We start from the raw sequence: 26362 nt of genomic DNA, 5'->3' as shown, positions 1-26362 counted from the left end.
GAAAGGAAGATCGGACGCATCATGGCGGATAAATCCGTATACATACATCATCCCGAGGCAGGACGGTATAAATTCAATAAAGACCACCCGTTCGACCCGATTCGTTTAGCGCTTACGCAAGATTTATTGGAAGCAGCAGACGCGATTGATGCTTCACATTACATTGCTTCCGAGACTGCGTCAGAGGAGCTTATCCAGCTTGTTCACCGTGCAGACTATATGGATGCCGTACGCGAGCTTAGCCGCGATACACCGGCTCCTGAAGCCGTTAAACGAGCTGCTCAGTACGGATTGGATTCAGAAGACACACCTTTCTTCCCCGGCATGCACGAAGCAGCATCTGCAATCGTCGGAGGCTCGGTCCTTGCCGCTGACCTTGTCATACGAGGAGAAGCTGACCATGCCTATCATATGGCCGGCGGACTTCATCATGCGTTTCCTGAGCGTGGATCAGGCTTCTGCGTCTATAACGATGCCGCAATCGCGATCGCTCATATTCGCAAGCAGTATGGCGCGCGTGTCTTGTATATCGATACGGACGTCCATCATGGCGACGGCGTGCAATGGACATTCTATGCCGATCCCGACGTGTGTACCTATTCGATCCATGAGACCGGGAAGTTTCTATTCCCCGGAACCGGCTTCGTTCATGAACGAGGTATCGATGCTGGCTACGGCACGAGCATCAACGTTCCGGTTGATCCTTATACGGAAGACGAGTCCTGGCTTGCATGCTTTAGTGAAACCGTTGCCAAAGTCGCCGAGGTGTTCAAACCGGATGTCATCGTCAGCCAGCATGGCTGCGATGCCCATGCCTATGATCCCCTCTCGCACATTCATTGCAGCATGCGTATTTATCAAGCCATGCCCGCCATTATCCATCAATTGGCCCATACCTATGCGGCCGGTCGATGGATTGCAATCGGAGGCGGCGGCTACGACCTCTGGCGCGTCGTTCCACGGGCTTGGGCATTAGTCTGGCTCGAGATGTCCGATCACCCGCTGGCCGCCGTCCTGCGCGATTCTGACGCGAATGAGCCGCTGCCTGCGAAGTGGCTGGCCAAATGGTCTCAACTGAGCAGCGACCCCTTGCCTACCCATTGGCTGGACAATATGAAGGATTGGCAGCCTATGCCTCGCAGACAAGAGATAGAAGCACGTAATAAAGCGACCGCCGAACTTGCGCTATCGCAGTTATAACAAAAAAGGCAGTTTCACTTGACCTCCCCCGTGTACGAGGGAATTCAGGTGAAACTGCCTTTCTATATAGCACCACTTACATGTGCTGAATCATTTCATCAATAATGCGGTGCGAATTCACCGAAGCTTGTACCGTAAATTCTGCAAAATTCACATGAGCGGAACCATCTGCCTTGTCGGACATGGAACGAATGACGACAAACGGAATGTTATTCATCACGCACACCTGCGCGAGTGAAGCACCTTCCATCTCCGTGCATGCGCCGCCAAGCTCTTCGTGCATCTTCTGCACTTCAGCGCGATCGGCGACAAATTGATCGCCGGAAAGCACTTTGCCCGTCACGCTGCGTCCCGGGAATAGGGACTCGCATGCATTGTTCGCAAGTTCTACGAGATCGGCAGCGGCTTGAAACTCCCATACCTCTTGAAACGGAATTTGACCGCGCGCGAAACCAAGCGGCGTAACATCCATATCATGCTGCAGGCATGACGTCGAAACGACAATGTCTCCAACATTCAAGCTAGGCTCAACGGCACCGGCAACGCCCGTGAACAGTACGCAATCAACACCGGCATCAATAAGCAGCTGTGTACATACCGCAGCATTCACTTTACCTACGCCGGATTTGCAGAACACGACATTGCGGCCGTGCAGCGTACCCTCTACATATTCAATTCCCGCTTTCACAAACGAGCCTGTCTTCTCGACATGTTTGTGCAGCAGATCAATCTCTTCTACCATGGCACCCATGATGCCAATTCTGTTATACGATGCTGTCATTATTTACTCCCTACCGACTGACGGTTCACGATTTCATGCGGAAGCACGACTCTAGGGTTCTCAACGGCTTCCTTCTTCATCAGCTTCGTCAGCAAACGCATCGAAACGGCGCCGATGTCATACATCGGCTGGGCAACTGCAGTAAGCTGTGGTCTAACCATGGATGCCATGCGGCTGTTATCCACGCTGATGACCGAGATTTGCTCCGGCACTTTCAGTCCGGCATCTTGAATGCAGTGAATCGCACCGATTGCCATTTCATCCGTAGCGGAGAATACAGCTGTCGGAACGGTTTCCAGCTCCAAGAAATATTTCATCGCATCAACACCGGATTCATAGCGATAGTTGCCGATACGCACAAGAGTTTCGTCGTAAGGCAAGCCTGCTGCTTCCAGCGCACGTTTGTAGCCTTGGAAACGGGCATAGCCGTTCGATGGATCCTGCAGCGTACCGCAAATCATCGCAATGCGCGTATGTCCGCTCTTAATGAGCGTTTGAACCGCATCGAATGCAGCGCCTTCGTGATCGATATCAACCGAAGGAATCGTACCGTTCTCGTCAGTCGTTGCACAAAGCACGATCGGCACATTAGCTGTCTTAAACGCCTGCAAATGCTCGTCCGTTACAGCGCCGCCCATGAACAGCAAACCATCCACCTGCTTCTCAAGCAAGGTGTTGATGACGCGAATCTCTTTATCTTTCTTCTTATCGGCATTGCACAAAATAATATTGTAGTGATACATATTAGCAATATCTTCGATGCCCCGTGCCACTTCAGCAAAGATTGCATTCGAAATATCCGGAATGACTACGCCTACGGTCGTTGTTTTCTTACTTGCCAGGCCGCGCGCTACAGCATTTGGACGATAGCCAAGACGTTCGATGGCTTCAAATACTTTCTTCCGTGTCTGAGGCTTGACGTTTGGATTGTTATTGACAACCCGCGACACCGTCGCCATGGAAACGCCTGCTTCTCTTGCTACATCATAAATGGTTACCGTCACAGTCCTTCTCTCCATTAGTTCAAATTTTTATCTCGCGCCGCATTACTTTACCGTAATGATACGACAAAATATTACTTTTCGCAATGAGTACCGAGATGCTCGTCTAATGTTGAGTAGGTAATGCGCCAGTGAGATGCATGCCAGGACACCTTGCCGTCGATCACTAATATAAGCTGTGGAGACTCGTGTTTGAGGCTGAGTTTCTCTGAAATGAGGGTTGAAAGCGGACGATTGTCCGGCACTAAAACCATCACAGGCCGGAGTGAAAGCGTTGTCGCATCTTCCAACCAATTGGCTAATTCGTCATATGCACCGCTGCTGATCGAGCAGCTTGTACTGTGTTTAAAGACCAGCAAAGGCTGTTGGAAAGAACCGCTGTACGCCTCTTCCCACTGCGCTTCGGTTGTCATCGGAGGGGGTAACTTCATTCCCTCACTCCCTTCAGGTTCGGCTTCCGTACTGCAGCATGCTGCGGCTCAATTGAGCCAGCCGCTTATGTATTTCAGCAGTCCAAGCTTCGTCGCCCGCAGCTTGCGCCACAGCAAACAAATCCAGAAGCATGTCGATCCTCTCTTCGGTCATACGCCGCATGATAGAAGGATCGGTCAGCTTACGATCGTGATAAGCCTCTACCAACAAATTTGCCCATTCATTCCATTCGTTAAACAGAAACGTCTGTTTTACTGGATGAGCTCCTAGTTTTCCGATTAAACCGGTCAAATCCGGCTTCACTTCCGGAAACACTTCACTGCGGTTGCACGACTTGCATGAGTAGATTGGAACATTATCGATTTCAACCTTGTTCGAATAAATAACGGTACGCAGCTTCATTGGCATGTCGTCGCCGCAAGAACAGCGCTTTTGCAAAGTGGTCCACTCCTTCTCTTAAACAGCAGCAACACCATAAAGAGTTCAATAGGTGCTGCTCGACGTTAAAGATATTCGACCATTTGCGAAAAAAGTCCTGCTTCTAAGCGAGTTGTAATTTTTGCATCATTCGGATAACGCAACCAGTCTGCGCCATGGCTTACGGATGAGTGGAAGCGCTACAACAACGACGGCAATTGCCGCGCCGATTCCGTCATGCCGGAGATCCGCAATATCAGGGGATCGTCCGGAAACAAACGATTGATGATACTCATCCGTAAGACCATACAGCACACATAGGAGCACGATTGCCACTTTGAAAGTCCAACGCCTTGCTCGACGAGCAAATCCATAATCAAATGTTAAAGCGAGCACGAAATAAGCGATAAAATGCCCCCAATCAAAGCTGCTCATCTGCGGGAAAAGCTTCTGGAACCAGGGGAGGAACGTGTTCAATTCATCATTCGTACGTGAAGAAAGCAGAAAAATGGTGGCCATAATGATTATCGCCGGGAGGAAGCGAAGCCGCCTCATTGTCGTTTGCTTCATACTATCACCTTCGTTACAATGGATAAGAGCTTGATGAATCTATAAATCGTAAACCACTACGCAACTGCCAAAGGAGGAAAACAGATGTCCTTGCAAGGAAAAACAATTATTTGCCTGCTCGACGACGAGTTCGAGGATTTGGAACTATGGTACCCCGTTTACCGAGTCCGCGAGGAAGGTGCAACCGTCCTGTTCGCAGGTCCTGAGAAAGGCCGCACTCATATTGGAAAATACGGCGTTCCCGCCACGGCGGATCTGTCCTTCGACGAAGTCGACGGCAGCAAGATCGACGGTCTGCTCGTACCCGGAGGCTGGGCACCGGACAAGCTCCGCCGCTACCCAAAGGTGCTGCAGCTGGTGAAAGAGATGGATACGGCGCAGAAGCCGATCGGTCAGATCTGCCACGCAGGCTGGGTGCTGATCTCCGCGAAAATTCTGCAAGGCCGCAAGGTTACGTCCACCCCTGGCATTCGCGATGACATGGAGAATGCAGGCGCAACATGGATCGATGAGCCGGTCGTTGTAGACGGACACATCGTATCGTCGCGTCGTCCGCCGGATTTGCCGCCTTACGCGAAAGCTTTCGTGGATGCGCTTCGCGGCAACTAAACTCGTTTACCAGAAGACTCCAATTAGCGCCGACCGATATAATCGACAGCGCAGAAGAAGGGCGGCAACCCAAGGGTTGCCGCCCTTCTCAACGTTCTAGCTTACAACGGCTTCGAAACGGTGGCGCGTTCACGTGCCGCTGCAATTGGCGCATCCTGCGAAACGGCCAGCAGCTCATGAATTTCTGCGCTCGTTCTGCAGCGGAGCAGCTCGTCGAACAATGCGCGGCATTCCTCCTGCTTCAGGGAGAGAAGCCGCTCCTTTACAGGCAATATCGCATGGGCGGACATACTCAGTTCGTCGACATCCAGTGCGAGCCAGATTGGCAATGCATGAAGATCGCCGGCCATTTCGCCGCAGACGCCTACGTGGATGCCGCTGCGTTTGGCCGCTTCGATCGTCAGCTTCAGCATCCGCAGGACGGCCGGGTGATACGGCTCATACAGATGAGAAATTTGCTCATTCATCCGATCGACGGCGAGTGTGAATTGTACCAAATCGTTCGTACCGATGCTGAAGAAGTCGACTTCTTCGGCAAGAATATCCGCGATAAGAACGGCGGCTGGCAGTTCAATCATAATGCCGACTTCGATATTCTCGGCAAAGCGGATATCTTCCGCCTTCAACTCCGATTTGCATTCTTCCAGCAGGGCGTTGGCTGCTCTCACCTCTTCAACCGAAGAGATAAGCGGGTACATGATCTTCACGTTGCCGTAATGACTCGCGCGGAGAATCGCTCTTAATTGTGTTTTGAACAAATCCTTCTTGTCGAGACAAATCCGAATGGCCCGGTAGCCCAGAAACGGATTGCTCTCTTCCGGCAGTTCGAAGTAGTCCAGCTGCTTGTCGCCGCCGATATCCAGCGTTCGAATAATGAGCGGTTTATGATCCAGCTTCTCCGCAACCGAGCGGTATACTTCATACTGCTCCTCTTCCTTCGGAAGTCGGTTGCGGTCCATATAGAGAAACTCCGTCCGAAACAGCCCTACGCCATTGGTTCCGCTGCTTAATGCGACATCCAGCTCCTTCAGAGAGCTGATATTGGCGCTGAGCTCGAATTCCTTACCATCCTGCGTGACCGGCTTGACGCTGACAATCTGTTTGAGCTGCTGCTTCTTCTCCCGTTGACGAAGCTGCTTCCCTGTATATTGATCGACCAGCGATTCCTCAGGATGCATATGAACAATACCCAGGTCTCCATCGATAATAAGCAAATCGCCGGTTTGGATCGTCTCTTCAAGCTTAGATTCAATACCGACTACAAGCGGAACGCCCAGCGCTCTTGCCATGATGGAAGAATGCGAGGTCGTGCTACCCGCCAGCGTTGCAATGCCCAGAACGTGATTGGGATTCAAATGGGCCAACTGCGATGGCGAGAGCTCTCTTGCGATGAGCAGGAAAGGCTGTGTATCGGAAGGCAGCGTAATTTCCGGTGCGCCAAGCAGATGCTTGAGCAGCCGGTTACCTACGTCCTTGATATCCAGCGCGCGTTCTTTCATATATTCATCGTCCAATAGATCGAACATCGTCACAAAATGATCAATGGCCTCTTTTACCGCCACTTCCGCCACTTTATATTGACGCTGGATGATACCCTGGATCTCGTTCATAAAGACCGGATCATCCAATATCGCTAAATGGGCATCGAAGATGCTCGTTTCCTCAGGTCCGACAACCTCACGCAGCTCATCTTTCATTTGCTCGATTTCGACCTTCGAGGTGCGAATGCCTTCATATAATCGATCAAACTCGCGCGCCAGATCAGCGACATCGATTTTCTGCTCCGGCAAATCCCATTCCCAGTTCGGCAGTACGAACGCTTTGCCGATTGCAATGCCGGATGATGCTCCAATTCCTTGAATCACGCTGTTTCCCCTCCACCGCTTCTCTCTTTTAGCACAACTGACATGACGGAAGCCTGGCCCTTTTTAACCCCTTTAAACGGAGCAAAGCTCCAAGAACTGACCAAATCGGAGTTCGTGATGACCATTGGCGTAGCGAGCGACTTGCTTCCTTTGCGTATTTTCTGCATGTCAAAGGTAATAAGCAGTTGACCCGGTTTCACCTGATCCCCTTCTTGGACGACAGCATGGAAGCCATGTCCTTTCATCTGGGAGGTATCGATGCCAATGTGCAGCAACACCTCGAGCCCTTCCGGCGTGCGAATGCCGATGGCATGCATCGATGGATATACATGAATGACTTTTCCTTGGACAGGCGAGACGAGCTCGCCTTTATCCGGCATGAACGCTACGCCATCTCCAACAAGCTTCCCCGCAAAAATCGGATCCGGCACTTCGGAGAGCGGCAGCATTCTTCCTTGAACGGGGGAACAAAACAGAACCCTAGATATATCCCTTCGTATTGCTTTGTCCATTTCCTCCCGTATCAGTTCGGAATAGGTGCCGAATACGATCTGGACATTGCCCCCGCCCAGCCGGATGACGCCTGCTGCGCCTAAATGTTTGAGGGCGTTAATGTCTACCAGCTTATCGCTGGATACCTTCAAGCGAAGACGAGTGATGCAAGCTTCCATCTGCACAATGTTTTCTTTGCCTCCGATGGCTTGCAGGATGAGCGGTGCACGATAAGGGATATCCCCTGCCCACTCGTCCAGCTGGGAACCTTCTTCCCGCCCGGGGGTTGGAATTTGGAAACGCTGAATCGCCCATCGGAATAAGAAATAATAGAGCAAACCGAACAGAATTCCGATCGGGATGAGCAGCCAGCCCCTAGTGGCCAGATGCTCATTAATGAGGAAGTCGATCGCTCCTGCTGAGAACGAGAAGCCATGCCTGATGCCAAGCTCGTATGTAAACCACATCATCGCGCCTGAGAGAAGCGCGTGGATCACGAATAAGTAAGGCGCTACGAACAAAAATGCAAACTCAATAGGTTCCGTGACTCCGGTTAGGAAGGAAGCAAGCGCGGCCGTGGTAAACGTTTTGCGAATTTTCGGCTTCAAATCCTCGCGCGCCTCGTGAATAATCGCAAACGCGATCGCAGGCAGCGCAAACATCATTGTCGGATACAAGCCTGCCATAAATCCTCCGGCGGTTGGATCCCCTGCGAAGAAACGGGGCAAATCTCCGAAAACGACGGAACCTTCCGGAGTACTGTAGCCTCCGACTTGGAACCAGAAAACGTGGCTGACCAGATGATGCAGCCCGAACACAACCAGAATGCGAAGAACGAACCCGAACAGAAACACCCCGAAGCCGCCGCCGGAATCGATAATCTCACCAAGCTCGATTAAAGCGCTATGAATATAAGGCGCGAGCTGCACCATGACGATGGCCCATATCGTGGAGAATACGCTCACGATGAGCGGAATAAAACGCGGCCCGCCAAAAAACTGTATATACTCCGGGAATTTAATCGACTTGAAGCGTTCATTAAATATACTGGTCACGATCCCGATTATGACCCCCGTAAACACGGTTGGTTCCAGCTCATAATGGCTCGCATTAATGATGCTTGTATAAATAAACATGCCGGCAATGGCTGCCAACCCTGCCGCACCCGCATTGCTCGTCATCCCCATTGCGATGCCAAATGCAAATAAATAGGGCAGAAACGTAAACAGCGTATCCCCTGCGGTTTGCAGATGGGTATGGATGCTGGGAAGTCCCATCGCGTCCCATGGCAAAGCGCTCAAACTCAGGAATATGGCTGCGCCCGGCAGCACGATCGTCGGAAGCATGAAGGAACGGCCAAGCTGCTGCAGTTGCCCCATTATGTTCATAGGTTCCCCCCTCTCTTGAATCTGACATTTCCCAAAAAACCTCTACTCCTGATCGTAAGGGTTGTTACCGTCTTTGTCAAAATAAAACGGCAGACCTCGCGGTCCGCCGCTTCATTCGATTATGAGCCGAAATCTTCTATCCTTTGGACTTCCCTTGCGGCAGCAAGATGGAGTCTTCTACTTTGATGCAGCGGTCCATAATGACGTTCAGACCGCCGCTTTCCGCAATTTCCGCCGCCTCATCATTAGCGATGCCCAGCTGCAGCCATAAGGTCTTCGCTCCGATTGCGACTGCTTCTTCCGCAACAGGAGGTGTATGCTCGCTGCGCCGGAAGACATTAACCACATCAACCGGAAACGGAATCTCCTTCAGCGAGGCGTAATTCTTCTCGCCGAGAATCGTATCTGCCCCTGCCGGGTTAACGGGAATGATGCGGTAGCCTTTCGCTTGCATCGCTTCCGAAACCATGTAGGACGTACGGTCCGGTTTGTCAGATAATCCGACTACCGCGATTACCGAGCTTGCTTCGAGAATCCCTTTGATTTCTTCTCTTGAAGGATTAGTATGGGCCATGTGAATCCCTTCCCTTCTATCATTTCGTTTCCTTAGCTTAGACTGCCAATTTCCTACTCAATCCATTCGACATTCGCGCCGAGTGCCTTCAAATGATCGAAGAAGATCGGATAGGACTTCGCCACATGATGGGCATCGCGGATGCGAAGCGGTTGTTTGGCACGCAGACCAACGACAGTAAGCGCCATAATAACGCGGTGATCATAGTGCGCATTGATTTCCACGCCGCCTTCCACGCCTTCCGGACGACCGTGAACGATTATTTCGCTCTGACGCTCTTCCACGTTCGCGCCGGCTTTGCGCAGCTCATTCAAGTAATCCGTTATGCGGTCGCACTCTTTATAGCGCAGGTTCTCAACATCGTAGAATCGGGAAGTTCCCTCTGCGAATACCGCTGCAGCAACCATGGCAAGCACAGCATCCGTCGCTTTATCGCCATCGAACTCAACCGCTTTCAGCTTGCCGTTGCCTTGCACACGAACGATGCCATTCTCGTGTGTCAGCGGTACTTCCATCATACGCAGCACGTCAACAATGGCGCGTTCGCCTTGCTTGCTGTTCTCCTCCAGGCGATGCAGAATGACATCGGATTGCGTAACTGCAGCTGCTGCAAGAACTGCGGCAGAACCCGGGTAGTCGCCTTGTACGACGTATTTCTTCGCTTCATAACGTTGTCCGCCCGCAATGCGATAGTGCATCAAGTCTTCGCTTGCTTCTATCACGATGCCTGCTTGTGCAAGAACTTCAAGGGTTTGTCCCACAACAACCTTGGATTTCAGGTCGTGCAGCACTTCGATTTCGCTGTCTTCCTCAAGCAGCGGCGTCAAGAACAGCAATGCGCTGAGGAACTGCGAACTCACATTGCCGGATACTTGAATTTTGCCGCCTTTGGCTGCGCCGCCGCGAATCGTGATCGGCAGTCTGCCATTATGATGTTGAACATCTACGCCGATTTGGACAAGCGCGTCGATCAGATCATCATGCGGACGTTTGCCCAATGAATCCGGGTACCGGTTGATGAATGTAACATCCGGCGCAAGGGCGGTAATGGCCATGAGGAAACGAAGCACAGCTCCCGCATTTCCCACATCCAGCTCTTTCACGTCTTTGGGATTGCGACCAAAGCCTGTAATCGTAATTTTCTCGTCATCTTCTTCAATAACTGCGCCAAGATCGCGAATGCAACGGCGCATCGCATCGCTGTCTTCACTATGTGCGGGGTAATAAATCGTGCTGGTGCCTTCCGCGAGAGCGGCAACAAGCAGGTAACGCGTCGTGTAGTTCTTCGAAGATAGCGCTTGAAGCTCGCCTTGCAGCTTCGGTGTCGGGGTTACGAGTACATCCATCTTTAGTCGGTCTCCTTTATATGTAAGTGTTAGAAACGCATCTTGATGCCGTGCTCAATTTGCTCTACAACTTGCCGGACGCTGAGATTCGACGTATCAACCGTCAAATGGGCAAACGCATACGCATGCTTCCGGTCTTCGAGCAATTTATTAACGCGTTCGCGCACATCGCCTTGAAGCAGCGGACGTGCGGCATCTTCGCTCACACGGGCAATTATTTGCTCCGGATCTGCCGTTAAAGCAACCACGAAGCTATCTTGCAGCATCATCTCACGGTTGCGCTCCGACAAGACAGCACCGCCGCCTGTCGCGATCACCAAGGGATCTGAGCTCCCCAGTACTTCTGCCAATGCGGCAGTCTCGGCAAGCCGGAAGTCAGCCTCGCCCCGCGCTGCGAAAATATCCGCGATCGCCTGTCCTTCACGCCGGACAATCTCGGCGTCAATGTCAGCCGTACCGCATTTCAGAAGCTCTGCCAGCTGCTTGCTGACCGTCGATTTGCCGGTTCCCATAAAGCCGATGAGGACAACATGATGAAGCGGTTTTTCCTTCGTCATTGAAAAAACACCATCCCAATCTGTGCGATAACAAAAAAACATTTTCCCGTGATTATATCATTATTACAGATTAACGGGTATAAAAAATTGGTTTCTTCCGTAGAGTTGATAGTACCGATTCCAATAAATCCATGAAGGAGTGACCTCGATATGGCTCCAATCCCCGAGCCTTTCTCCGCTCAGTACCGCGTGGACAGGATTTTTAATCCCGATTATCCGCTTTCCCGAGAAGATGTGCTGTGGACCCTAGAGTATATGAAAAAGAAAATGGCTGACGAAGCGCCTGAATTACTCAGTCTTCCTCAGCCACTCTTATTAAAAAAATTTCAAAGCTTTGCAGAAGCCTCGTTATTCCTGCTTAAGCAGCAGCGCAGCGGATGCGGGCAAGAGTCCGACCGGCTGCGAAGCTGCTTACAGGATGTAATAACGGGTCTTAGGATTGAATCCAATTGAAGTGGAATGATCCTTCTTTGTCCACACGCTTGAACGTGTGTGCGCCGAAGTAGTCGCGCTGCGCTTGAAGCAGGTTCGCAGGCAGACGCTCTGTGCGGTAGCTGTCGTAGTAGGACAGCGCGCTCGAGAATGCCGGTACCGGAATCCCTTGCGTTACCGCAGTCGCGATTACTTCACGCCATGCGCCTTGGTACGATTCCACGATTTCTTTGAAGTGGTCGTCAAGAAGCAGGTTAGTCAATCCTGGGTTTTTGTCGTACGCGTCTTTGATGTTTTGCAGGAAGCCGGCACGGATAATGCAGCCGCCGCGGAAAATCATCGCGATATCGCCGTAACGCAGGTTCCAGCCATACTCGTCGCTAGCTGCGCGCATTTGTGCGAAGCCTTGTGCGTACGAGCAAATTTTGCTTGCGAACAACGCTTTGCGAACCGCTTCGATGAAAGCAGCTTTGTCGCCTTGGTAAGGAGCCGATTGCGGTCCTTTCAGCAATTTGCTTGCAGCTACGCGCTCGTCTTTAAGAGCGGACAGGAAACGGGAGAAAACGGACTCCGTAATGATCGACAGCGGCACGCCAAGATCAAGTGCGCTTTGGCTTGTCCATTTACCGGTACCCTTCTGTCCAGCGGAGTCAAGGATAACGTCAACCATAGGCTGTTTGGTTTCCGGATCATATTTGGAGAAAATATCAGCTGTAATTTCGATCAGGTAGCTGTCGAGCTCCCCTTTGTTCCATTCCGTGAAGATCGATTGCAATTCTTCCGTGCTTACGCCAAGAACCCGGTTGAGCAGGTCATACGCTTCGCAGATCAGTTGCATATCGCCATACTCGATACCGTTATGCACCATTTTCACGTAGTGGCCGGCACCGTCCGGTCCGATGTATGTGCAGCAAGCGTCGCCGCCAACTTTCGCGGAGATCGCTGTAAGAATAGGCTCAACAAGTTTATAAGCAGACTCTTGGCCGCCCGGCATAATGGACGGTCCTTTCAGTGCGCCTTCTTCGCCGCCGGAAACGCCTGTACCGATGAAACGAAGACCGCGTGCTTCAAGAGCTTTGCTGCGGCGCTGCGTATCAGGGAAATAAGCGTTGCCGCCGTCGATAATAATATCACCTTCATCCAGAAGCGGAACGAGTGCATCAATTGTTGCATCTGTGCCTGCTCCGGCTTGGACCATGATTAGAATTTTGCGAGGGACTTCAAGCGATGCTACAAATTCCTCGACCGTGTATGTACCGACGAGGTTTTTGCCAACCGATTCTTTCAAGAGATCGTCTGTTTTCTCGCGGGAACGGTTATAAACCGATACCGTAAATCCTCTGCTCTCAATATTAAGTGCAAGGTTCTTACCCATTACGGCAAGACCGATAACGCCGATTTGCTGCTTAGACATTTGATTCTCCACACCTTTTCTCTGTTATAGTAATGACACAGTACGGCGAAGCAACAACCTTCGCTTGCGGATACAATGATCCTATTTTACTCCTTTTGGACAGGAATGAAAACCTTCTTCATCAGAAAAATGTCGATTCCCCCCTATATATTACCACACAAACAAAATAAACCCCCGGTTTGCTGGCATCCCGGAGGTTTATTTCCTATCTTTAATCTTGGTTATTTCAAAGCTCAAGCTGTATCATCTCAGTTCTAAGGGATTGCAGTCTTTCCTTGGACTGCGTCATGTCTGCTTCTCGTCCCTCCGTGATCGCTTCATGGAGGACCGATAGCTCATAATCAAGCTCATATCGTAGCACTGACGCTCGCTCCTCAGCCCTTTTCGACTGAAACGCCTGAATGACTTCTTCTACCGTAACAAAAGGTTTCTTCTGATAGATGATGCGATGTTCCATGCCGGACACCTCCACAAGTCGAATAATTTCACCAAACATAATGCTTTCAATGACAATTTGCCTGTCTTTGAACCGTTTGACAACTGCATGACCGCGGGAATCGTTAATCAGCTTCTCCAATAAATCCGACAACTTCTCATCCTTGATTAGATAATCACCGACGATTTTGTACCGATTGCGGACCCGTTGAAACCGAAGCTTCACAAGCTTGCGCCCGCTGCGTACAGAGATGAGAAAATAGACGTCCGTTTCGCTCCAATAAAGCGAATATCCCTCCTGGATTAAATCCCGAATGAGATTTTGGATTTGCCGTCTGTCGAAACGCAGCTCCAAATTGCAGTATTCAACTTCATAACTTTTGTTCATCGGCAATCCCTCCCTTCGTTTGGCTTCATTGACGAAATGTTCTGAATATTCTCTCATATGATTATCTTATACTCCATCTTATGTTCTGGCAACTTGGATTATTGACTATTTTTCGCCTTTTCGAGCCCAATTGGACAAACAAACTTTTTCGCGCAAAAAGGCTGCCTCAGACTTAGTGAATAAGTCGCTGAGACAGCCTGCTTTGTACCAATATTCCGCTTATTTACGGATCAGACAAACCATTCTTTCAAAATAATACCGAACGAAACCGCGCTGACAACCGCTCCGGCAAAGCTGTATACGCCTGCACGAATGCGCTGCTCGAACATCTTCACGATGCCGAAGCTCAGCAATCCGAATATCAGCATAATAAACACCGCGCCCGTAATAAACAAGGCTGCAGATATGGCACTAACGTCAACCAGAGTCACGAATAACACTCCCTATGCAAGTCTTTACTTGCATTATAGCCAAGCCCGTGATGTATAGCCAGCAGGGGATCATAGGAAGATCGAACAAATTGGTGACAATTCTATGATGAAAAGGCTCCCTTACAGCCCATGAATGGTTGCATGATGTACGCGTTTGCTTGACGGGCGCTTACGCAGCTTAATCTTAAGCACGGCGCCATCGTACTCCGCATGGCAGGAACGCGGCAGCACAAGCTTCGGCAGTTTAATGGTTTCATCGCTTTTGCCGGCGATACCGCTTAGTTTCACGCGATCTTCCTTCACGACCAGACCGATGGCGGACAGATCAGCCGATTCTCCGAGCGGATACGTTAGGATGACATATCTCTTCGTTTCTACAATATTAGATGAAGCAGGATTTAGCGCCGAGGATACGGCGGGCAAAGCTTTGTTCATCATGCTGCGGACGTAATTCTCGATCCAATCGGATTGGCGGAAGATATCGAATCCTTTGGGCAGCTGCTGCCCATCCATCCAGTCCTCCAATTCTTCCCACTTTGATTTCGAAGACATACTAGCGCACCTCCGCCAAACGCCGTTATAACATTCAGTTTATGCGGGCGGCTCTATAGGCGCTACTGCCGAACGCAAAGTCACATCTGGGCATTTGCCGCATACGATGTAACAAATGCTCGCTGTAAACCAGACTAGGGAGAGTGAGTCATCATGCCCGCTATTGTAGGCTTCGTCAAAGTAATCAGTGTCGGATCCAGCGCCGTCGTTCAATTCGGTGATTCTGTGCAAATCTCTCCGTCCAGCTCATCCAAAACGTATGCGGGATCAGGCTCCTTCCTCACCGGCGGTTTGACCAACTCGAACAATGCCGTCAGTTCGACGAATACCAGCGATCCTGATGTCCAAGACAATACGAATAATGAAGTTGCTAACGGAGTGAACATCTAATGCAGCTTACGGTTCATCAAACCATTACGATCCACCAGCTTCGTGTAGACAGCGTAGCAAACTCCTCCGTCCTGCAGGTTGGGACGGCTGGAGCGATTTCTTCCCTCTCGCAAATGTACAACTCAGGGGGATTTAAAGAGCCGGCACCGATGCTTAACGAAGAGCTCAGCACAGAGAATCCGCTGAACTTCGTTCCGCTGCCAAATCCGAATTAACAAGGAGGTGCCTACAAGCGTATGCAACCGGCCAACACACCGCCTACTCCTTGGCAACTATGGAACGCGTTTAACCAGCATATTCATAAGCTGCAATGTCAGCTCGACGAGCAGCAGGCTGTCATCAACCGGCTTTGCAAGCAGCTCGAGGCGCTGAATGCCCGTTTGGATGCCGCAGAGTCAAAGCCGAGCTATCACATCGATACCATTCAATATCATTTCGACCAGTTAAAGGTCGAGAAGCTCGATGGTACGCTGAACATCGGGCTCACGCCGCCTAACGAGGAACAGATCAAAGAAATCGGCCAAATTGTGATGCCTAACGGGAACAGCACGGTCGTAGTCAACGATCCCGGCCATAAAGCGTTCAATGACAACCCTCCCGTGAACAATCTCAAGCCCAACGTATTCCCTGCTCATCCCGGAAGCACCGTTCCCGGACCCGGATCCGTTCTACCCGATACACCCTATCCGGAAATCCGTTTAGTGATTGATCGCTACTTGGATCAGAATGCCCCTCAGCAGCTTAGCGAGCTTGAAGCCGAGCTCGGCATCTCACTCGATCCGTATCACCGCAAACTCATCATTGAGGATATTCGCAAGCAAATGAGTGCCCGAATCCAATTCTACATTCAAGCCGCAGAGCATGAGAGAAAGGGCAGCTCATCCCCTGAAGGAAACCACACGCCAAGCGATGCCCAAATCCAAGAGACGATCATTGGGAAGACGACACGCGACATCCATGCCGCGCTCCGCAGCTACTTGTCGCGATTGCAAAATTCGTAAGAAGGAGCTTTCTTCTATGCAGATGCAGATGCATGTAGTGAACCATGTGCTCGCTGTCGGCAGCATTCAATTAACCGGCGTAGCGAGCGCATCGATACTTCAAATCGGCGATACCGAGGAGATTACGCTCATCTCCATGTTCGATACGCCGCCGGAATCCGTTATCGTCGGTCCGATTGCGCCGCTTGACGAACCGCAAGGCGCAAGCCGTGCTGAAGGGGAAGCGGATGTGTTCAAGAAAGAAACGATCGAGAAGCTGGAGGAGCTGGGATTATGAGAAACAATCCCCCTCTTCCGTCTTACAGCGAAGAAAATTCGGACTACCCCGTTAGGGTTTCCGAGGTAGGCGGACTCTACTTAACGAGCGTGGGCAGTGCTTCTGTCGTGCAAATCGGCGATCGAGCAGAAGTGAACGCTTCGCTTCGCGCTCTGGCTGTACAGCGCGCGGCGGATCATATCGAATCGGGCAAAGTTTATTTCGAATCGTATTCCATATTCGATCGCGCAACGCCGAGCTGGGACCCGCTTGGCATTGCGTCCGATGACGTGCCCGCGTTCATTCGGACAACCAACCTGAAGCCGACCATCAGCGTCGGGTGCATCGAAATCATAGCTGTAAGCAGCGCGGCCAACGTGCTCATCGGCAACGGGCTGAAGATGCGCGCGGAATCAAGAGTCAAACATATCCGTCAATATGCACGTTCGATGCCAACCGGGAGCTCACTTGGCGGACCTCAATGCTAGTGGATGGTAGGCTGCTGTAGTAGCAGGCTGCTTCCCCCGCATAACCGCTGTTGTCCCAGTTGGGCGAATGTGTAATTACGAATGCACCCCGTACAAACGTCCAATCGATTCCGTCTCAAAGGCATATATTACAAATGTGATATGAAACATCACAAATTAACCACTCAGGAGGTATGTACAGTGGGATATATGCAAGGTGTAGGCGGCGCAGGAGTAGGTTGCGGTGGCGGACCGGGCGTGCTTTGGACTAGTGCAGGCGTAATTCTTGTACTTTATATTTTGCTCGTTATCGTTCTTCGCGGCGGCTTCTATTGATCCCGTTAGTCCCATAAACAAAAACCGGTCTTGCCTTCGGGGCAAGACCGGTTTTTGCATTTATGGTACGATCGCGCTGCGCGTTGGCGCATCCGAACTTGCTATAACAACGGAACGTACACATCCACCTCAGACGGCCAGAGCGGCTTGTGTACTTGATAAACTTCAAGTGACAGTCCGCGCTTGTTATTGCCTAAGCCTTTCGCCTTGATATAGGCATGGAGAAGCTCGTAAGGATCGCCTTGTTCCACACGGACTTTGACATAACGCTGCGCCGGAATCGTAAACCCGATCATGCCTTCGGGAACCGCAGGCAAGGCGTGAACCTCCATGCAGGATAAATAAGTAAACAGTTGATCGCTGACGAACGATGGACAAACATAGGAGCCGGCATCCGCAAGATGCTTGATTTCGAATCTGCGGGCGATAAAAGCCTTCAAGTGCTGCTCGACCCGCTTCGGATCGTGATTGGCAAAAACGGATGTAATCGCCGTCCCGACATAATGCCGCTCGGGAAGCGCTACTTCCTGTACATCATCCAGTGAATTCACAGCACAGTACCCCCATTCAAGAGATAAGCCGATTTTTCCAATCTTTGGTGTTCAGCAATAGACTAGCTTCCATCACCCTGCCCGTCAAGCATAAATTTAGCAGTGGAAGCCCCGCCGTTATTCCCAGGGCTCCTTACTGCATTCACTACGTCTTGCATCACTTCTTCAAAGCAAGCTCCTCACGCAACCGCTCGATCAAATCTTCGATTCGCATGGATCCAATATCCCCATTTCCCCGCTGCCTTACCGCAACCGTGCCCGAATGCCGCTCCGCCTCACCGAGCACCAGCATGTAAGGTACTTTCTCGAGCTGCGCCTCGCGAATCTTGTAACCCAGCTTCTCGCTGCGGAAATCCACTTCTACACGCACGCCTGACTGCTCGAGCACCTGTTTCAGCTCAAACGCGTAGTCTTGATCTATCCCTGAGACCGGTATGATCTTCACCTGAACCGGCGCCAGCCACAGCGGAAACGCTCCGGCATAATGCTCTGTCAAAATGCCGATGAAGCGGTCGATTGATCCATAGACGGCCCGGTGGATGACGATCGGGCGATGCTTCTGACCATCTTCCCCGATGTACGACAGATCAAATTTCTCCGGCATTTGAAAATCAAGCTGAATTGTCGCGCACTGCCAGCTCCTCTTAAGCGCATCGAGAATATGGAAATCAATCTTCGTTCCATAGAATGCGCCATCGCCTTCATTCACGCGATAAGCAATTCCGCGATTGTTCAGCACCTGCGCAAGTGCGGCTTCCGCTTGATCCCACAGCTCCGGTTCCCCCATCGAATCCGCCGGCCGAGTGGAGAGCTCAATCCGATACTCGAAACCGAAAACGGCGTAAATGTCGTCGATAAGCGATATGACGCGGCCAATCTCAGCTTCGATCTGATCCGGTCTCACGAAGAGATGGGCGTCATCCTGGCAGAAAGTCCGCACGCGCATCATTCCGTTTAGCGCGCCGGAATACTCATGGCGATGCACTTGGCCGAATTCGGAGATTCGAATCGGCAGCTCGCGATAGGAATGAAGGCTGTTTTTGTAAATCAACATATGGCCCGGACAATTCATGGGCTTAAGCGCAAACGCAGTTTCATCCACCTTTGTGAAATACATATTGTCTTTATAGTGGTCCCAATGCCCTGATTGCTCCCACAGCCGTTGGTTCAGCATTAGCGGCGTCCGCACCTCGTCGTAATCGCGCTCCCGCTGCAGCTCCCGCGAGAACTGCTCCAACTCATTGCGCAATGTCATTCCTTTGGGCAAATAGAACGGCATGCCCGGCGCCTCTTCCGAGAACATGAACAGCCCGAGTTCTTTGCCTAGCTTACGATGATCTCGTTTCTTCGCTTCCTCAAGCCTGCTCAGATGCCCTTCGAGCTGCGCTTTCTTCGGAAACGCTGTACCGTATATCCGCTGCAGCACGGCATTCTCGGCGTCTCCCCGCCAGTATGCGCCTGCGACCGACAATAACTTAAACGACTTTATCCGGCCAGTGGAAGGCAGATGAGGTCCGCGGCATAAATCAGCGAACTCGCCTTGATCATAGATCGAAATGGCTGCCGATTCCGGCAAGTCACGGATCAGCTCCACTTTCAGAGACTCTCCCTTTCCTTCAAACCAAGCAAGCGCATCCTCTCGTTCCACTACTCGCCGTACGATCGGCAGATTCTGCTGCACGATGCGATCCATTTCTTTCTCGATGGCTAGCAAATCAGCAGGTGTGAGCGGACGCTCAATCGCGACATCGTAATAAAACCCGTCTTCGATAACCGGCCCTACGCCCAGCTGCACCGCCTCGTCACCGTAAATCCGCTTTATTGCCTGCGCCATCAGATGCGCTGTACTGTGACGCAGGATGGCTATCCCCGCATCGCTATCGAGCGTAATCAGCTCTACCTCACAATCCGCCTCCAGCCGATAACTCAAATCGACCTCTCTTCCATTCACCTTGCCTGCCACCGCGTTCTTCCCCAGCGCTGAGCTGATTGCCTTTGCCACGTCTGCAACCGAAACGCCTGCATCAAAGCTTTTTACACCGCCGTCTTGCAGCTTTACCTTAATCCCATTATCCACGAGTCTTCCTCCATTCGATAAATTGAACGCAAAAAAACGCACATGTCCCAAGGGACGAGTGCGTTCAGACTCGTGGTTCCACCCTAATTCGACCCAGCCGATCGCGATCAGGCGCGGGGTCCTTCTTAGCATCCGGTAACGGGGATTAATCGGTGCCACTTACAACCGCGACACAGAATCGACGGGTTCAATGTTACGGCTGCAAAGGGGTAACTCCGCATCTCAGGACGGAAGGAGCTTGCAGCAATCGCTCCTCTCTCTGTGCAGCCTGACGTATGGGAATCATGTCTTTGGTCTTCGCCTGCTATGTTGCTGTGTTCCATATTATAGAGTCCATCCGAACAAAGTTCAAGAGGTATTCGCATAATTTTCAGACTACTTCAAGTTAGGCAATACGCTCTGTTCATTCGCAAGCAGCACCAAATTCGCTTCATGCCGCTTCCTGAATCCGATTTTGAACCGATAATCTTGCACATCCATAAACGATTCGAGACGGTTCGACACTTCTCCAAGCTCAAGCTGCTCTTCGCACAGCTTCAGATATTGCTCCGAAACTTCCGCCCGATGCATGATTTCATCCTGATCGGATGTCACGCTGCCATGACTGGGAAGCAATACTAGATTGGGCACCGACCATGCATAGGATACGATTTTCTCCAGTGTGCTCCGGTAAGCGGCGAAGGTGTCGAACACGAACGGGAATTCGATATCCGATACATAATCGCCGGTAACGAGCGCCCCAATTGGTTCAATGAAGCACATCAACCCGTCTCCGTTATGTCCGTATGCCGTGCTGAAGGTCAGGATTGTGTTACCGATGACCAACTTCTCGCCTTCTAGCTCGATGACATGATCCACTCGCGGAAATTCGATGCCGTATGGCCGGCTAATATAAAATTCATCATCCAGCCGCTCAACAACCGATACCCGCTCCGCCTTATCCGGATGATTGGCAAACGCCGTGCCTGCAATGATCCTGCAATCCGTGAAGGAGCCATAACCGACGATATGGTCAAAATCAGAATGGGTGAAAAACAGATATAGCGGCCGATCCCGCTTCACAGCATCCACATGCTTCCGAATGGCGGCAAGCTCTGATGGCAAGTAGTTCGGATCTACGATCAAGACAAGATCATCCGTCTCGATAACAAAGCAGTTGGTCTGATAGAGCTCGCTTTGAAATACAGAGATGGCCTCTGATTGATACGTTAGCATGACTCCCTCTCCTCCTCCTTGCGTTCACTTTTTATGGCAGGCGGTGGAATATCGGCGCTAAATGGATACGGTTCAAGCGGTGTTTGCAGCAGGGAAGAATACATGTCCGCATGCTGCCACGTCAAGCTCTCCAGTGACAATGGATCAAGACTTACATGCAGGCCAAGCCCATTGGATATAATCTCCAGCCGTTCCCCGTTGCGGGTTCTGATCTTCCGAACCGTCACGCTGGCGAACTCATTGGCAATTCGAATCTCTTGTTCAGCAGACATCCTGCCACCCCCTTCTACAAGAAAATACCTAAGCTGCTGATGCCCATCGTCGTATGATCCAATCGGACGAACCGTTTCGCCAGTTTCCAGCCGCCTGCGCTGCCGGATTCGCGAATGGTATCTTCACGTTCGCCTGACACCAAATCGTATGCAGGGCTGTCAAATCGGCTGCGGAACAGCAGCAAATTGCTGATGACGACCATTTCAACCGCACCTTCACTGCTCTCGCGCACATCGGCCAACCGGAAATTCGTCAGAAAATGTCTCGTACGGGACGGAGGATCCTCCGCCCAGTTGTAGTCCGAGAACGTACGCTCCACCCGCATTTGGATGGATGCCAGGTTCTCGTTCATATGAAAGGCTTGGTCGCTGAACGGGCTTGGCGCATGGCGTTCGCGAGTCAGCCTGATCGGGATTTGATAGCGGATATCACTCGTCAGCAGAGACATCCACTCCGAATATTGTCCATTGTCCAGCAGCTCAGCCTCGTGGATCAGGAAATGCTGCCCCTCCTGCAGCAACTGTTCGGTCCCACGTTCAACAATCACGGTTTCTTCTCCCATCACAGTCCCATCCCTTCCTCCGATGCCAGATTCATTCTTCATCGTCAAGCATCGTATTCACATACGATTCATAGAAATAGCGCTGATTGCCTTCCCCATATCGCGGATAGTAAGCGATCCCCGGAAGCGGCCAGTCTTCGTCTCGTTTGGCTTTTCCCATCCCATTCATGCCCATTTGGAAGTTGAGCTTCAAATTGTTCTTTGCAAATCGATTGCCTGCCGTCTGCGTAATGGTTTCCCATGTCATCGAATCATCCATCTCGAATATCCCCGCTAAGCTGAACGTTGCCGAGCCGGCGCGATAGGAGGCTTCCTTGAATTCTTGCGGCGTATTCTTAAACATGAGGAACCAGTTCCAGATTTCGATTTGATCCGGACCCTTCGGACGCCACTGGCGCATGCTGATGAACGGTACAGGGGGCAAATCCCGCTCGGGCGTAACGGTCATTAGCAAGAATGAGCTGTTCGGAAAGATGTTGCCGAGCATTTCCTTGGAGTCTCGAACGATCTCCAGCGCTTTCGGCTCCAGCCGATCAAGCCGGAAGGTATCGACGATTTCCTGTGGAAAATTCCAATATGGCATCTCGATGACCTGTTCCGTCTTATCCAGCGATATGTCGACGCAATGTCCGTTGCCGGCAAGGATTTGTTCGCCGTTCATATTCGCCAGCATGGAGAATGGCGAGGAGCCCACTTCATACGCGGAATGGTGCAGGAAGATCAGATGATACGCATCGCCGCTGAAATTCTCCGCCGCAACCTTCCAATTCGCGTTCACGATCCAGCGCTGAGGTTCACCGATGACTTCAATCCCTTCATCCTGCAAACCGAACAGCAGATCCAGGTAGTACTTGCTGTCTGCAAGATAGTCCTCGAGCGGCGGCGTCTCCTTATCCAGGCAGGCGAAAATCAAGCCGTGAATCGTATCGCAGCGCGCCGTAAGAAGCCCCCAATCCTTCTTGTTCAACCCGTTGTAAGCATGCTGCTGAGCAGGCATTCCGATCAGGTTCCCGTTATTTTTATAGATAAAGCCATGGTAGGGACAGCGAAAATGCGAGGCATTCCCCTTCTCCGCCCGGCATACCCGAACGCCGCGATGAACGCAGGCATCCAGCATGACGCGAATCTCTCCGGACTCGTCGCGATTCACGATAAACGGATCTTCGCCAATATAACGAAGCACGTAATCCCCGGCGGATGGAATTTCCGATTCATGCCCGACATAGATCCACTTTTTCGTAAAAATCTTCTCCATTTCAAGCTCATACAGCTCGCGGTCATTGAAGATGCCTACGGGAATAATCCCTTCCTTCAAGCTCTCTCGCATTTCGCGGAGCAGCGATTTGGCATGGCTATACGCCGGCGCACCCTTCGTCTCTGTTTTCATCGTCTCGCACCTCGCTATTCTTATGGGTTAGTAGGGATTGAACTCCAGCCAACTAGCATATTCACGCACACTTTCATAGAATGGCCGCGAAGGCACGTAGCCGATTTCTTCGCGCGCTTTCGTAATGTCGAAGGTGCCGTAATGATCCAGCTCCGAGAAGCGGCCTTCCCCGACTTCGATTACAGCATCCGGGTATAGCTCCTGCACGAATGCGATCAACTCGCCGAACGTTGTTTTATAGCCGGCAGTGATGCTGTATACGTAGCTTGTCATGTCTTCTGCTTCCATCGCGCAGATACAGGCCTGCGCCACATCCTTCACATGCACGTACTGGAAGCCGTAGTCCCGGCCTTCCTTCAGGTAGGTCGGCACGCCCTTGATCGCATTCACGATCAGATCCTTCATGTAGCACTGCATAAACTGTCCGGGCCCATACAGCCAGCCCGGTCTCAGCGACGGGATTTCCAAGCCATACAGATTACGATAGCCGTAGGCCAGCTTCTCCGTGAACACTTTCGTGGCCCCGTACACGCCGCTCGGATGAAGCGGTACATTCTCGGTCACCGTGCCCAGCTCGGCATTGTTGCCATAGGCGTACTCGGAGCTCAGGTTGACCACTCGTTTAATACCGGAAAGCCTGGCCGCTTCGAATATATTCGTCGTGCCGACCGCATTGGTCATGACCGTCTGATACGGTATATCTATGGCTGTCACCGGATGGGAGATCGCAGCGGTGTGAATAATGCGGTTGATCTCATACGTGCGGATCGTCTCCAGAATTAGCGGCAAATCCAGCAAATCGCCTTGGATATAGGTGAGCGATTCATCTCCCCCGTTATCCTTCACTCTGCGGTCGTAGCTGACGACGCGGTAGCCGCGCTCTCTCAGCATCGGGACCAGATTTGAACCCAAGAAACCCATTCCGCCGGTTACTAAAATATTCATGTGTTATTCCTCCCTATTTCTCATCAGCCAGTTGATTGATAAAAGATGGATTGTACAGCTTGCTCATATCCGGCAGCTCGTCGATAAATTTCAAATCCTTCAGAAAAGCGCCGACTTGCTCGCCGTTATATTTCACGGACGTATACGCCTCTTCTTCCTTCTGCGCTGCCACGTTATCGTTCAGATCGTATACTTTCACGCCTTCAAGGGAGATCTTGAATTCCTCCGGCGTAATCTCTGCGTGTTTCGCCATAATGGCGATCGCTTCGTCCGGACTGTGCTTCAGGAAGCTTACGGCGTCAAACCAAGCGGCCATCACGTTCTTCACGTCCTCCGGGCGATCCTTGATGATGCTTTCGCGGAAAGCGATGGTGTCCATCAGCAATCCCGGCGTTTCTTTGGAGGAGAAGAGCAGCTTGCCCTTGCCGGAGCTTAACGTTTCACTCAGGAATGGCTCCCAGATGACAGCGGCGTCGATTTTCCCTGCAAGGAAGGATGAACCTGCGTCCGCAATTGCCATGTTGAAGTAGTTAATATCCTTTTCCGATAAACCGTGTTGTTTGAGGACAGTCAGCATGAAGAATTGATCCACCGTGCCCAGCTCTGTGGCAATTCGCATCCCTTTCAAATCCTCGAAGCTCTTGATCGAGGGATCGACGACAAAACCATCGGCGCCGTCCGAGTAATCGATAATCATCGGAATCTGCAGCTTAATTCCTTTACCGACCGGCGGCAGGGTGTCACTGAGCGTTTGGCTGTTGGCGTCTACATTGCCGGAATTCAGAGCCGACAAACCATCGCTGTAACTAGGGAACCATTCGAGTTCTACATCTACATCGTGTTTCTCGAAGAAGCCCTTCTCTTGCGCCACGTACCAGAGGAAATAGGTCGGGAACGGATTCAGGCCGATTTTGAGCGGATCGCCGGATTTCTCCGTACCGCCGCCATTGTTGCTCGCGCAGCCGCTGAGCAGAAAACCTGCCATCATGCATGTCGTAAGGATCGATAATACACGCTTTTTCATGGTTTGTTCCCTCCACTCGATTAACTTAAAGCGATTGTAAACCTTTGTGCTACACAAAAGTCAATCGCAATGTTATATTTTATAACATCAGTGGTGAAGTAGAGCTGCAAAGGGGGGGGATTCGCCGATGAAAGAACGGCTTTCGATTAGCGAAATGGCACAACTGCGCGGGATTTCTGCCGAAACGCTTCGTCATTATGACCGAATCGATCTGTTTAAGCCGCAACATGTCGATCCCCATACCGGCTACAGGTACTATTCGATTTTTCAATACGAGGTGCTTGGCACGATTAAAGAGCTGCGTCAGCTGGGGATGAACACCAACGAAGTGAAACAGTATTTCAATGAGCGCAATATTAAAAATTCAACCGATATATTAGCAGCCAAACACGAAGAGCTTGTCCGTAAGCTCAAAGAAATGACGGCACTCGAGGAGAATATCCGGGATAAGCTGGCTTTTCTAAGGGAGGTCATTGCCGAGGTAGGCAGCCCGGCCGTCACCATTCGTCAGTTGGGGCGCAGGAAGCTATTCACGCTGCATCAGAAGATTAACAGCAACCTGGAGCTGTGTTATGGCGTGTTGGGGCTGGAGAACCGGCTTACGGAGACGGCTCCGATACTAGCCAGCAACAGACTTGGCGTCCTGCTGTCGCAGGAAGACCTGGAAGCTCGCCGGTTCGAATCACCGTCAACGATCTTCGTAGTGGCCAAGCGGGCTACATCACTTCCGAAGGGGAATCTCGTAACCATCCCGGCGGGATCGTTCGCCTGTATTCGCTATTACGGGGAACTGTGGAATCGCAGCGCAAGCCTCGACACCTTATGCCGCAAGCTTGAAGAGGACGGCTACGAAATAACGGGGGATGCGCTGCAAATCATGCAAGTAGACATTACGATTACCGATAATCCGAATGAAGTTATGTTTGAGATTCAAGTCCCGATTCGGAAGCAAACAGCAAACAGCAGCTACTGCGGCGTATGAGCCGCAGTAGCT

The 26362-nt window shown here is 51.4% G+C and carries 32 protein-coding genes; 10 read left to right on the top strand and 22 right to left on the bottom strand.

Annotation, left to right across the window (positions count from 1 at the left end):
* The first annotated feature begins 21 nt into the window (after window positions 1–21).
* Window positions 22–1200: an acetoin utilization protein AcuC gene (locus BM412_RS06455; protein WP_091215384.1), complete on the top strand. Its 1179-nt coding sequence runs from the start codon at window positions 22–24 to the stop codon at window positions 1198–1200.
* A 76-nt stretch (window positions 1201–1276) separates the two neighbouring features.
* Here the strand turns inward: BM412_RS06455 and BM412_RS06450 are convergent, their stop codons facing one another.
* The 5 genes from BM412_RS06450 to BM412_RS06430 all read right to left on the bottom strand — a co-directional run bounded on the left by BM412_RS06450 (window position 1277) and on the right by BM412_RS06430 (window position 4401).
* Window positions 1277–1981: a 5'-methylthioadenosine/adenosylhomocysteine nucleosidase gene (locus BM412_RS06450; protein ID WP_091215381.1), complete on the bottom strand. Its 705-nt coding sequence runs from the start codon at window positions 1979–1981 to the stop codon at window positions 1277–1279.
* A complete protein-coding gene (ccpA, locus tag BM412_RS06445) occupies window positions 1981–2985 on the bottom strand; it encodes a catabolite control protein A (protein ID WP_091215378.1) in 1005 nt (334 codons plus the stop codon). Before ccpA ends, BM412_RS06450 begins: the two co-directional genes overlap by 1 nt.
* Before the next feature lie 71 nt (window positions 2986–3056).
* Entirely contained in the window at window positions 3057–3395 is a 339-nt protein-coding gene (gene ytxJ, locus BM412_RS06440; RefSeq protein WP_177245686.1) for a bacillithiol system redox-active protein YtxJ, read from the bottom strand.
* 31 nt (window positions 3396–3426) lie between these two features.
* Window positions 3427–3852 carry a hypothetical protein gene (locus BM412_RS06435; protein WP_091215373.1) on the bottom strand — a complete coding sequence of 142 codons (426 nt, stop codon included), beginning with the start codon at window positions 3850–3852 and terminating at the stop codon, window positions 3427–3429.
* A 126-nt stretch (window positions 3853–3978) separates the two neighbouring features.
* On the bottom strand, window positions 3979–4401 hold the full coding sequence (locus BM412_RS06430; protein ID WP_091215371.1) for a VanZ family protein: 423 nt from the start codon (window positions 4399–4401) through the stop codon (window positions 3979–3981).
* Window positions 4402–4485: 84 nt separating this feature from the next.
* Here BM412_RS06430 and BM412_RS06425 point away from each other — a divergent pair, with 84 nt between their 5' ends.
* Window positions 4486–5010, top strand: a complete 525-nt coding sequence (locus BM412_RS06425; RefSeq protein WP_091215368.1) for a type 1 glutamine amidotransferase domain-containing protein — start codon at window positions 4486–4488, stop codon at window positions 5008–5010.
* Window positions 5011–5111: 101 nt separating this feature from the next.
* On the opposite strand, the gene ptsP is transcribed toward BM412_RS06425, so the two are convergent.
* The 5 genes from ptsP to BM412_RS06400 form a co-directional block, all read right to left on the bottom strand.
* A complete protein-coding gene (gene ptsP / locus BM412_RS06420; RefSeq protein WP_091215365.1) occupies window positions 5112–6875 on the bottom strand; it encodes a phosphoenolpyruvate--protein phosphotransferase in 1764 nt (587 codons plus the stop codon).
* The gene (locus BM412_RS06415; RefSeq protein WP_091215363.1) at window positions 6872–8755 is read right to left on the bottom strand and encodes a glucose PTS transporter subunit IIA; all 1884 of its coding nucleotides are present in this window, start codon (window positions 8753–8755) and stop codon (window positions 6872–6874) included. Before BM412_RS06415 ends, ptsP begins: the two co-directional genes overlap by 4 nt.
* A gap of 136 nt (window positions 8756–8891) precedes the next feature.
* Entirely contained in the window at window positions 8892–9329 is a 438-nt protein-coding gene (locus tag BM412_RS06410; protein ID WP_091215360.1) for a CoA-binding protein, read from the bottom strand.
* A gap of 53 nt (window positions 9330–9382) precedes the next feature.
* Window positions 9383–10675, bottom strand: a complete 1293-nt coding sequence (aroA, locus tag BM412_RS06405; protein ID WP_091215357.1) for a 3-phosphoshikimate 1-carboxyvinyltransferase — start codon at window positions 10673–10675, stop codon at window positions 9383–9385.
* 29 nt (window positions 10676–10704) lie between these two features.
* Window positions 10705–11232, bottom strand: coding sequence for a shikimate kinase (locus BM412_RS06400; RefSeq protein ID WP_091215354.1), 528 nt, complete (start codon window positions 11230–11232; stop codon window positions 10705–10707).
* 150 nt (window positions 11233–11382) lie between these two features.
* Here BM412_RS06400 and BM412_RS06395 point away from each other — a divergent pair, with 150 nt between their 5' ends.
* Window positions 11383–11685 (top strand): hypothetical protein, encoded by a 303-nt coding sequence (locus tag BM412_RS06395; RefSeq protein ID WP_091215350.1) that lies wholly within the window; start codon window positions 11383–11385, stop codon window positions 11683–11685.
* On the opposite strand, the gene gndA is transcribed toward BM412_RS06395, so the two are convergent.
* The 4 genes from gndA to BM412_RS06375 all read right to left on the bottom strand — a co-directional run bounded on the left by gndA (window position 11666) and on the right by BM412_RS06375 (window position 14884).
* Window positions 11666–13078, bottom strand: a complete 1413-nt coding sequence (gene gndA, locus BM412_RS06390) for an NADP-dependent phosphogluconate dehydrogenase (protein ID WP_091215347.1) — start codon at window positions 13076–13078, stop codon at window positions 11666–11668. The two genes, BM412_RS06395 and gndA, sit on opposite strands and share 20 nt — an antisense overlap.
* Window positions 13079–13304: 226 nt before the next feature.
* The gene (locus BM412_RS06385; protein ID WP_091215345.1) at window positions 13305–13901 is read right to left on the bottom strand and encodes a hypothetical protein; all 597 of its coding nucleotides are present in this window, start codon (window positions 13899–13901) and stop codon (window positions 13305–13307) included.
* A gap of 230 nt (window positions 13902–14131) precedes the next feature.
* The gene (locus BM412_RS06380) at window positions 14132–14332 is read right to left on the bottom strand and encodes a hypothetical protein (RefSeq protein ID WP_091215342.1); all 201 of its coding nucleotides are present in this window, start codon (window positions 14330–14332) and stop codon (window positions 14132–14134) included.
* 120 nt (window positions 14333–14452) lie between these two features.
* Window positions 14453–14884, bottom strand: coding sequence for a hypothetical protein (locus BM412_RS06375; RefSeq protein ID WP_091215340.1), 432 nt, complete (start codon window positions 14882–14884; stop codon window positions 14453–14455).
* A gap of 153 nt (window positions 14885–15037) precedes the next feature.
* Here BM412_RS06375 and BM412_RS06370 point away from each other — a divergent pair, with 153 nt between their 5' ends.
* From BM412_RS06370 to BM412_RS31780, 6 genes are all read left to right on the top strand, one after another.
* Window positions 15038–15274 (top strand): spore germination protein, encoded by a 237-nt coding sequence (locus BM412_RS06370; protein ID WP_090978156.1) that lies wholly within the window; start codon window positions 15038–15040, stop codon window positions 15272–15274.
* The gene (locus BM412_RS06365; protein WP_091215337.1) at window positions 15274–15489 is read left to right on the top strand and encodes a spore germination protein GerPB; all 216 of its coding nucleotides are present in this window, start codon (window positions 15274–15276) and stop codon (window positions 15487–15489) included. The genes BM412_RS06370 and BM412_RS06365 overlap by 1 nt, the downstream gene beginning before the upstream one ends.
* A 21-nt stretch (window positions 15490–15510) precedes the next feature.
* Window positions 15511–16275 carry a spore germination protein GerPC gene (gene gerPC, locus BM412_RS06360; protein WP_091215335.1) on the top strand — a complete coding sequence of 255 codons (765 nt, stop codon included), beginning with the start codon at window positions 15511–15513 and terminating at the stop codon, window positions 16273–16275.
* 16 nt (window positions 16276–16291) lie between these two features.
* Window positions 16292–16552, top strand: a complete 261-nt coding sequence (locus tag BM412_RS32850; RefSeq protein ID WP_091215332.1) for a hypothetical protein — start codon at window positions 16292–16294, stop codon at window positions 16550–16552.
* Entirely contained in the window at window positions 16549–17019 is a 471-nt protein-coding gene (locus tag BM412_RS06350) for a spore germination protein GerPE (protein ID WP_091215329.1), read from the top strand. The genes BM412_RS32850 and BM412_RS06350 overlap by 4 nt, the downstream gene beginning before the upstream one ends.
* 189 nt (window positions 17020–17208) lie before the next feature.
* Window positions 17209–17334, top strand: coding sequence for a sporulation protein YjcZ (locus BM412_RS31780; RefSeq protein ID WP_143111642.1), 126 nt, complete (start codon window positions 17209–17211; stop codon window positions 17332–17334).
* 101 nt (window positions 17335–17435) lie between these two features.
* Here the strand turns inward: BM412_RS31780 and BM412_RS06345 are convergent, their stop codons facing one another.
* The 8 genes from BM412_RS06345 to BM412_RS06310 form a co-directional block, all read right to left on the bottom strand.
* A complete protein-coding gene (locus BM412_RS06345) occupies window positions 17436–17885 on the bottom strand; it encodes a GyrI-like domain-containing protein (protein ID WP_177245685.1) in 450 nt (149 codons plus the stop codon).
* Between the two features lie 157 nt (window positions 17886–18042).
* Entirely contained in the window at window positions 18043–19962 is a 1920-nt protein-coding gene (gene thrS, locus BM412_RS06340; protein ID WP_256256150.1) for a threonine--tRNA ligase, read from the bottom strand.
* A 375-nt stretch (window positions 19963–20337) separates the two neighbouring features.
* Window positions 20338–21177 carry an MBL fold metallo-hydrolase gene (locus BM412_RS06335; protein ID WP_091215323.1) on the bottom strand — a complete coding sequence of 280 codons (840 nt, stop codon included), beginning with the start codon at window positions 21175–21177 and terminating at the stop codon, window positions 20338–20340.
* Entirely contained in the window at window positions 21171–21449 is a 279-nt protein-coding gene (locus tag BM412_RS32320; protein WP_218163125.1) for a dihydrodiol dehydrogenase, read from the bottom strand. Before BM412_RS32320 ends, BM412_RS06335 begins: the two co-directional genes overlap by 7 nt.
* A 14-nt stretch (window positions 21450–21463) precedes the next feature.
* Window positions 21464–22054 carry an aromatic-ring-hydroxylating dioxygenase subunit beta gene (locus tag BM412_RS06325; RefSeq protein ID WP_218163124.1) on the bottom strand — a complete coding sequence of 197 codons (591 nt, stop codon included), beginning with the start codon at window positions 22052–22054 and terminating at the stop codon, window positions 21464–21466.
* Window positions 22044–23399 carry an aromatic ring-hydroxylating oxygenase subunit alpha gene (locus BM412_RS06320; RefSeq protein WP_091215318.1) on the bottom strand — a complete coding sequence of 452 codons (1356 nt, stop codon included), beginning with the start codon at window positions 23397–23399 and terminating at the stop codon, window positions 22044–22046. Before BM412_RS06320 ends, BM412_RS06325 begins: the two co-directional genes overlap by 11 nt.
* Window positions 23400–23426: 27 nt before the next feature.
* Entirely contained in the window at window positions 23427–24344 is a 918-nt protein-coding gene (locus tag BM412_RS06315; RefSeq protein ID WP_091215315.1) for an NAD-dependent epimerase/dehydratase family protein, read from the bottom strand.
* A gap of 13 nt (window positions 24345–24357) precedes the next feature.
* Window positions 24358–25368 (bottom strand): ABC transporter substrate-binding protein, encoded by a 1011-nt coding sequence (locus tag BM412_RS06310; protein ID WP_091215312.1) that lies wholly within the window; start codon window positions 25366–25368, stop codon window positions 24358–24360.
* A gap of 127 nt (window positions 25369–25495) precedes the next feature.
* Between BM412_RS06310 and BM412_RS06305 the strand changes: the two genes are divergently transcribed.
* Window positions 25496–26350: a MerR family transcriptional regulator gene (locus BM412_RS06305; protein ID WP_091215310.1), complete on the top strand. Its 855-nt coding sequence runs from the start codon at window positions 25496–25498 to the stop codon at window positions 26348–26350.
* The last annotated feature ends 12 nt before the right edge of the window (window positions 26351–26362 follow it).

The sequence above is a fragment of the Paenibacillus sp. BC26 genome (genome assembly GCF_900116125.1).
GTDB lineage: Bacteria > Bacillota > Bacilli > Paenibacillales > Paenibacillaceae > Paenibacillus_Z > Paenibacillus_Z lignilyticus.
Note: the sequence above shows the minus strand (reverse complement) of the source record. Positions and strands in the feature narration are given on the sequence as shown.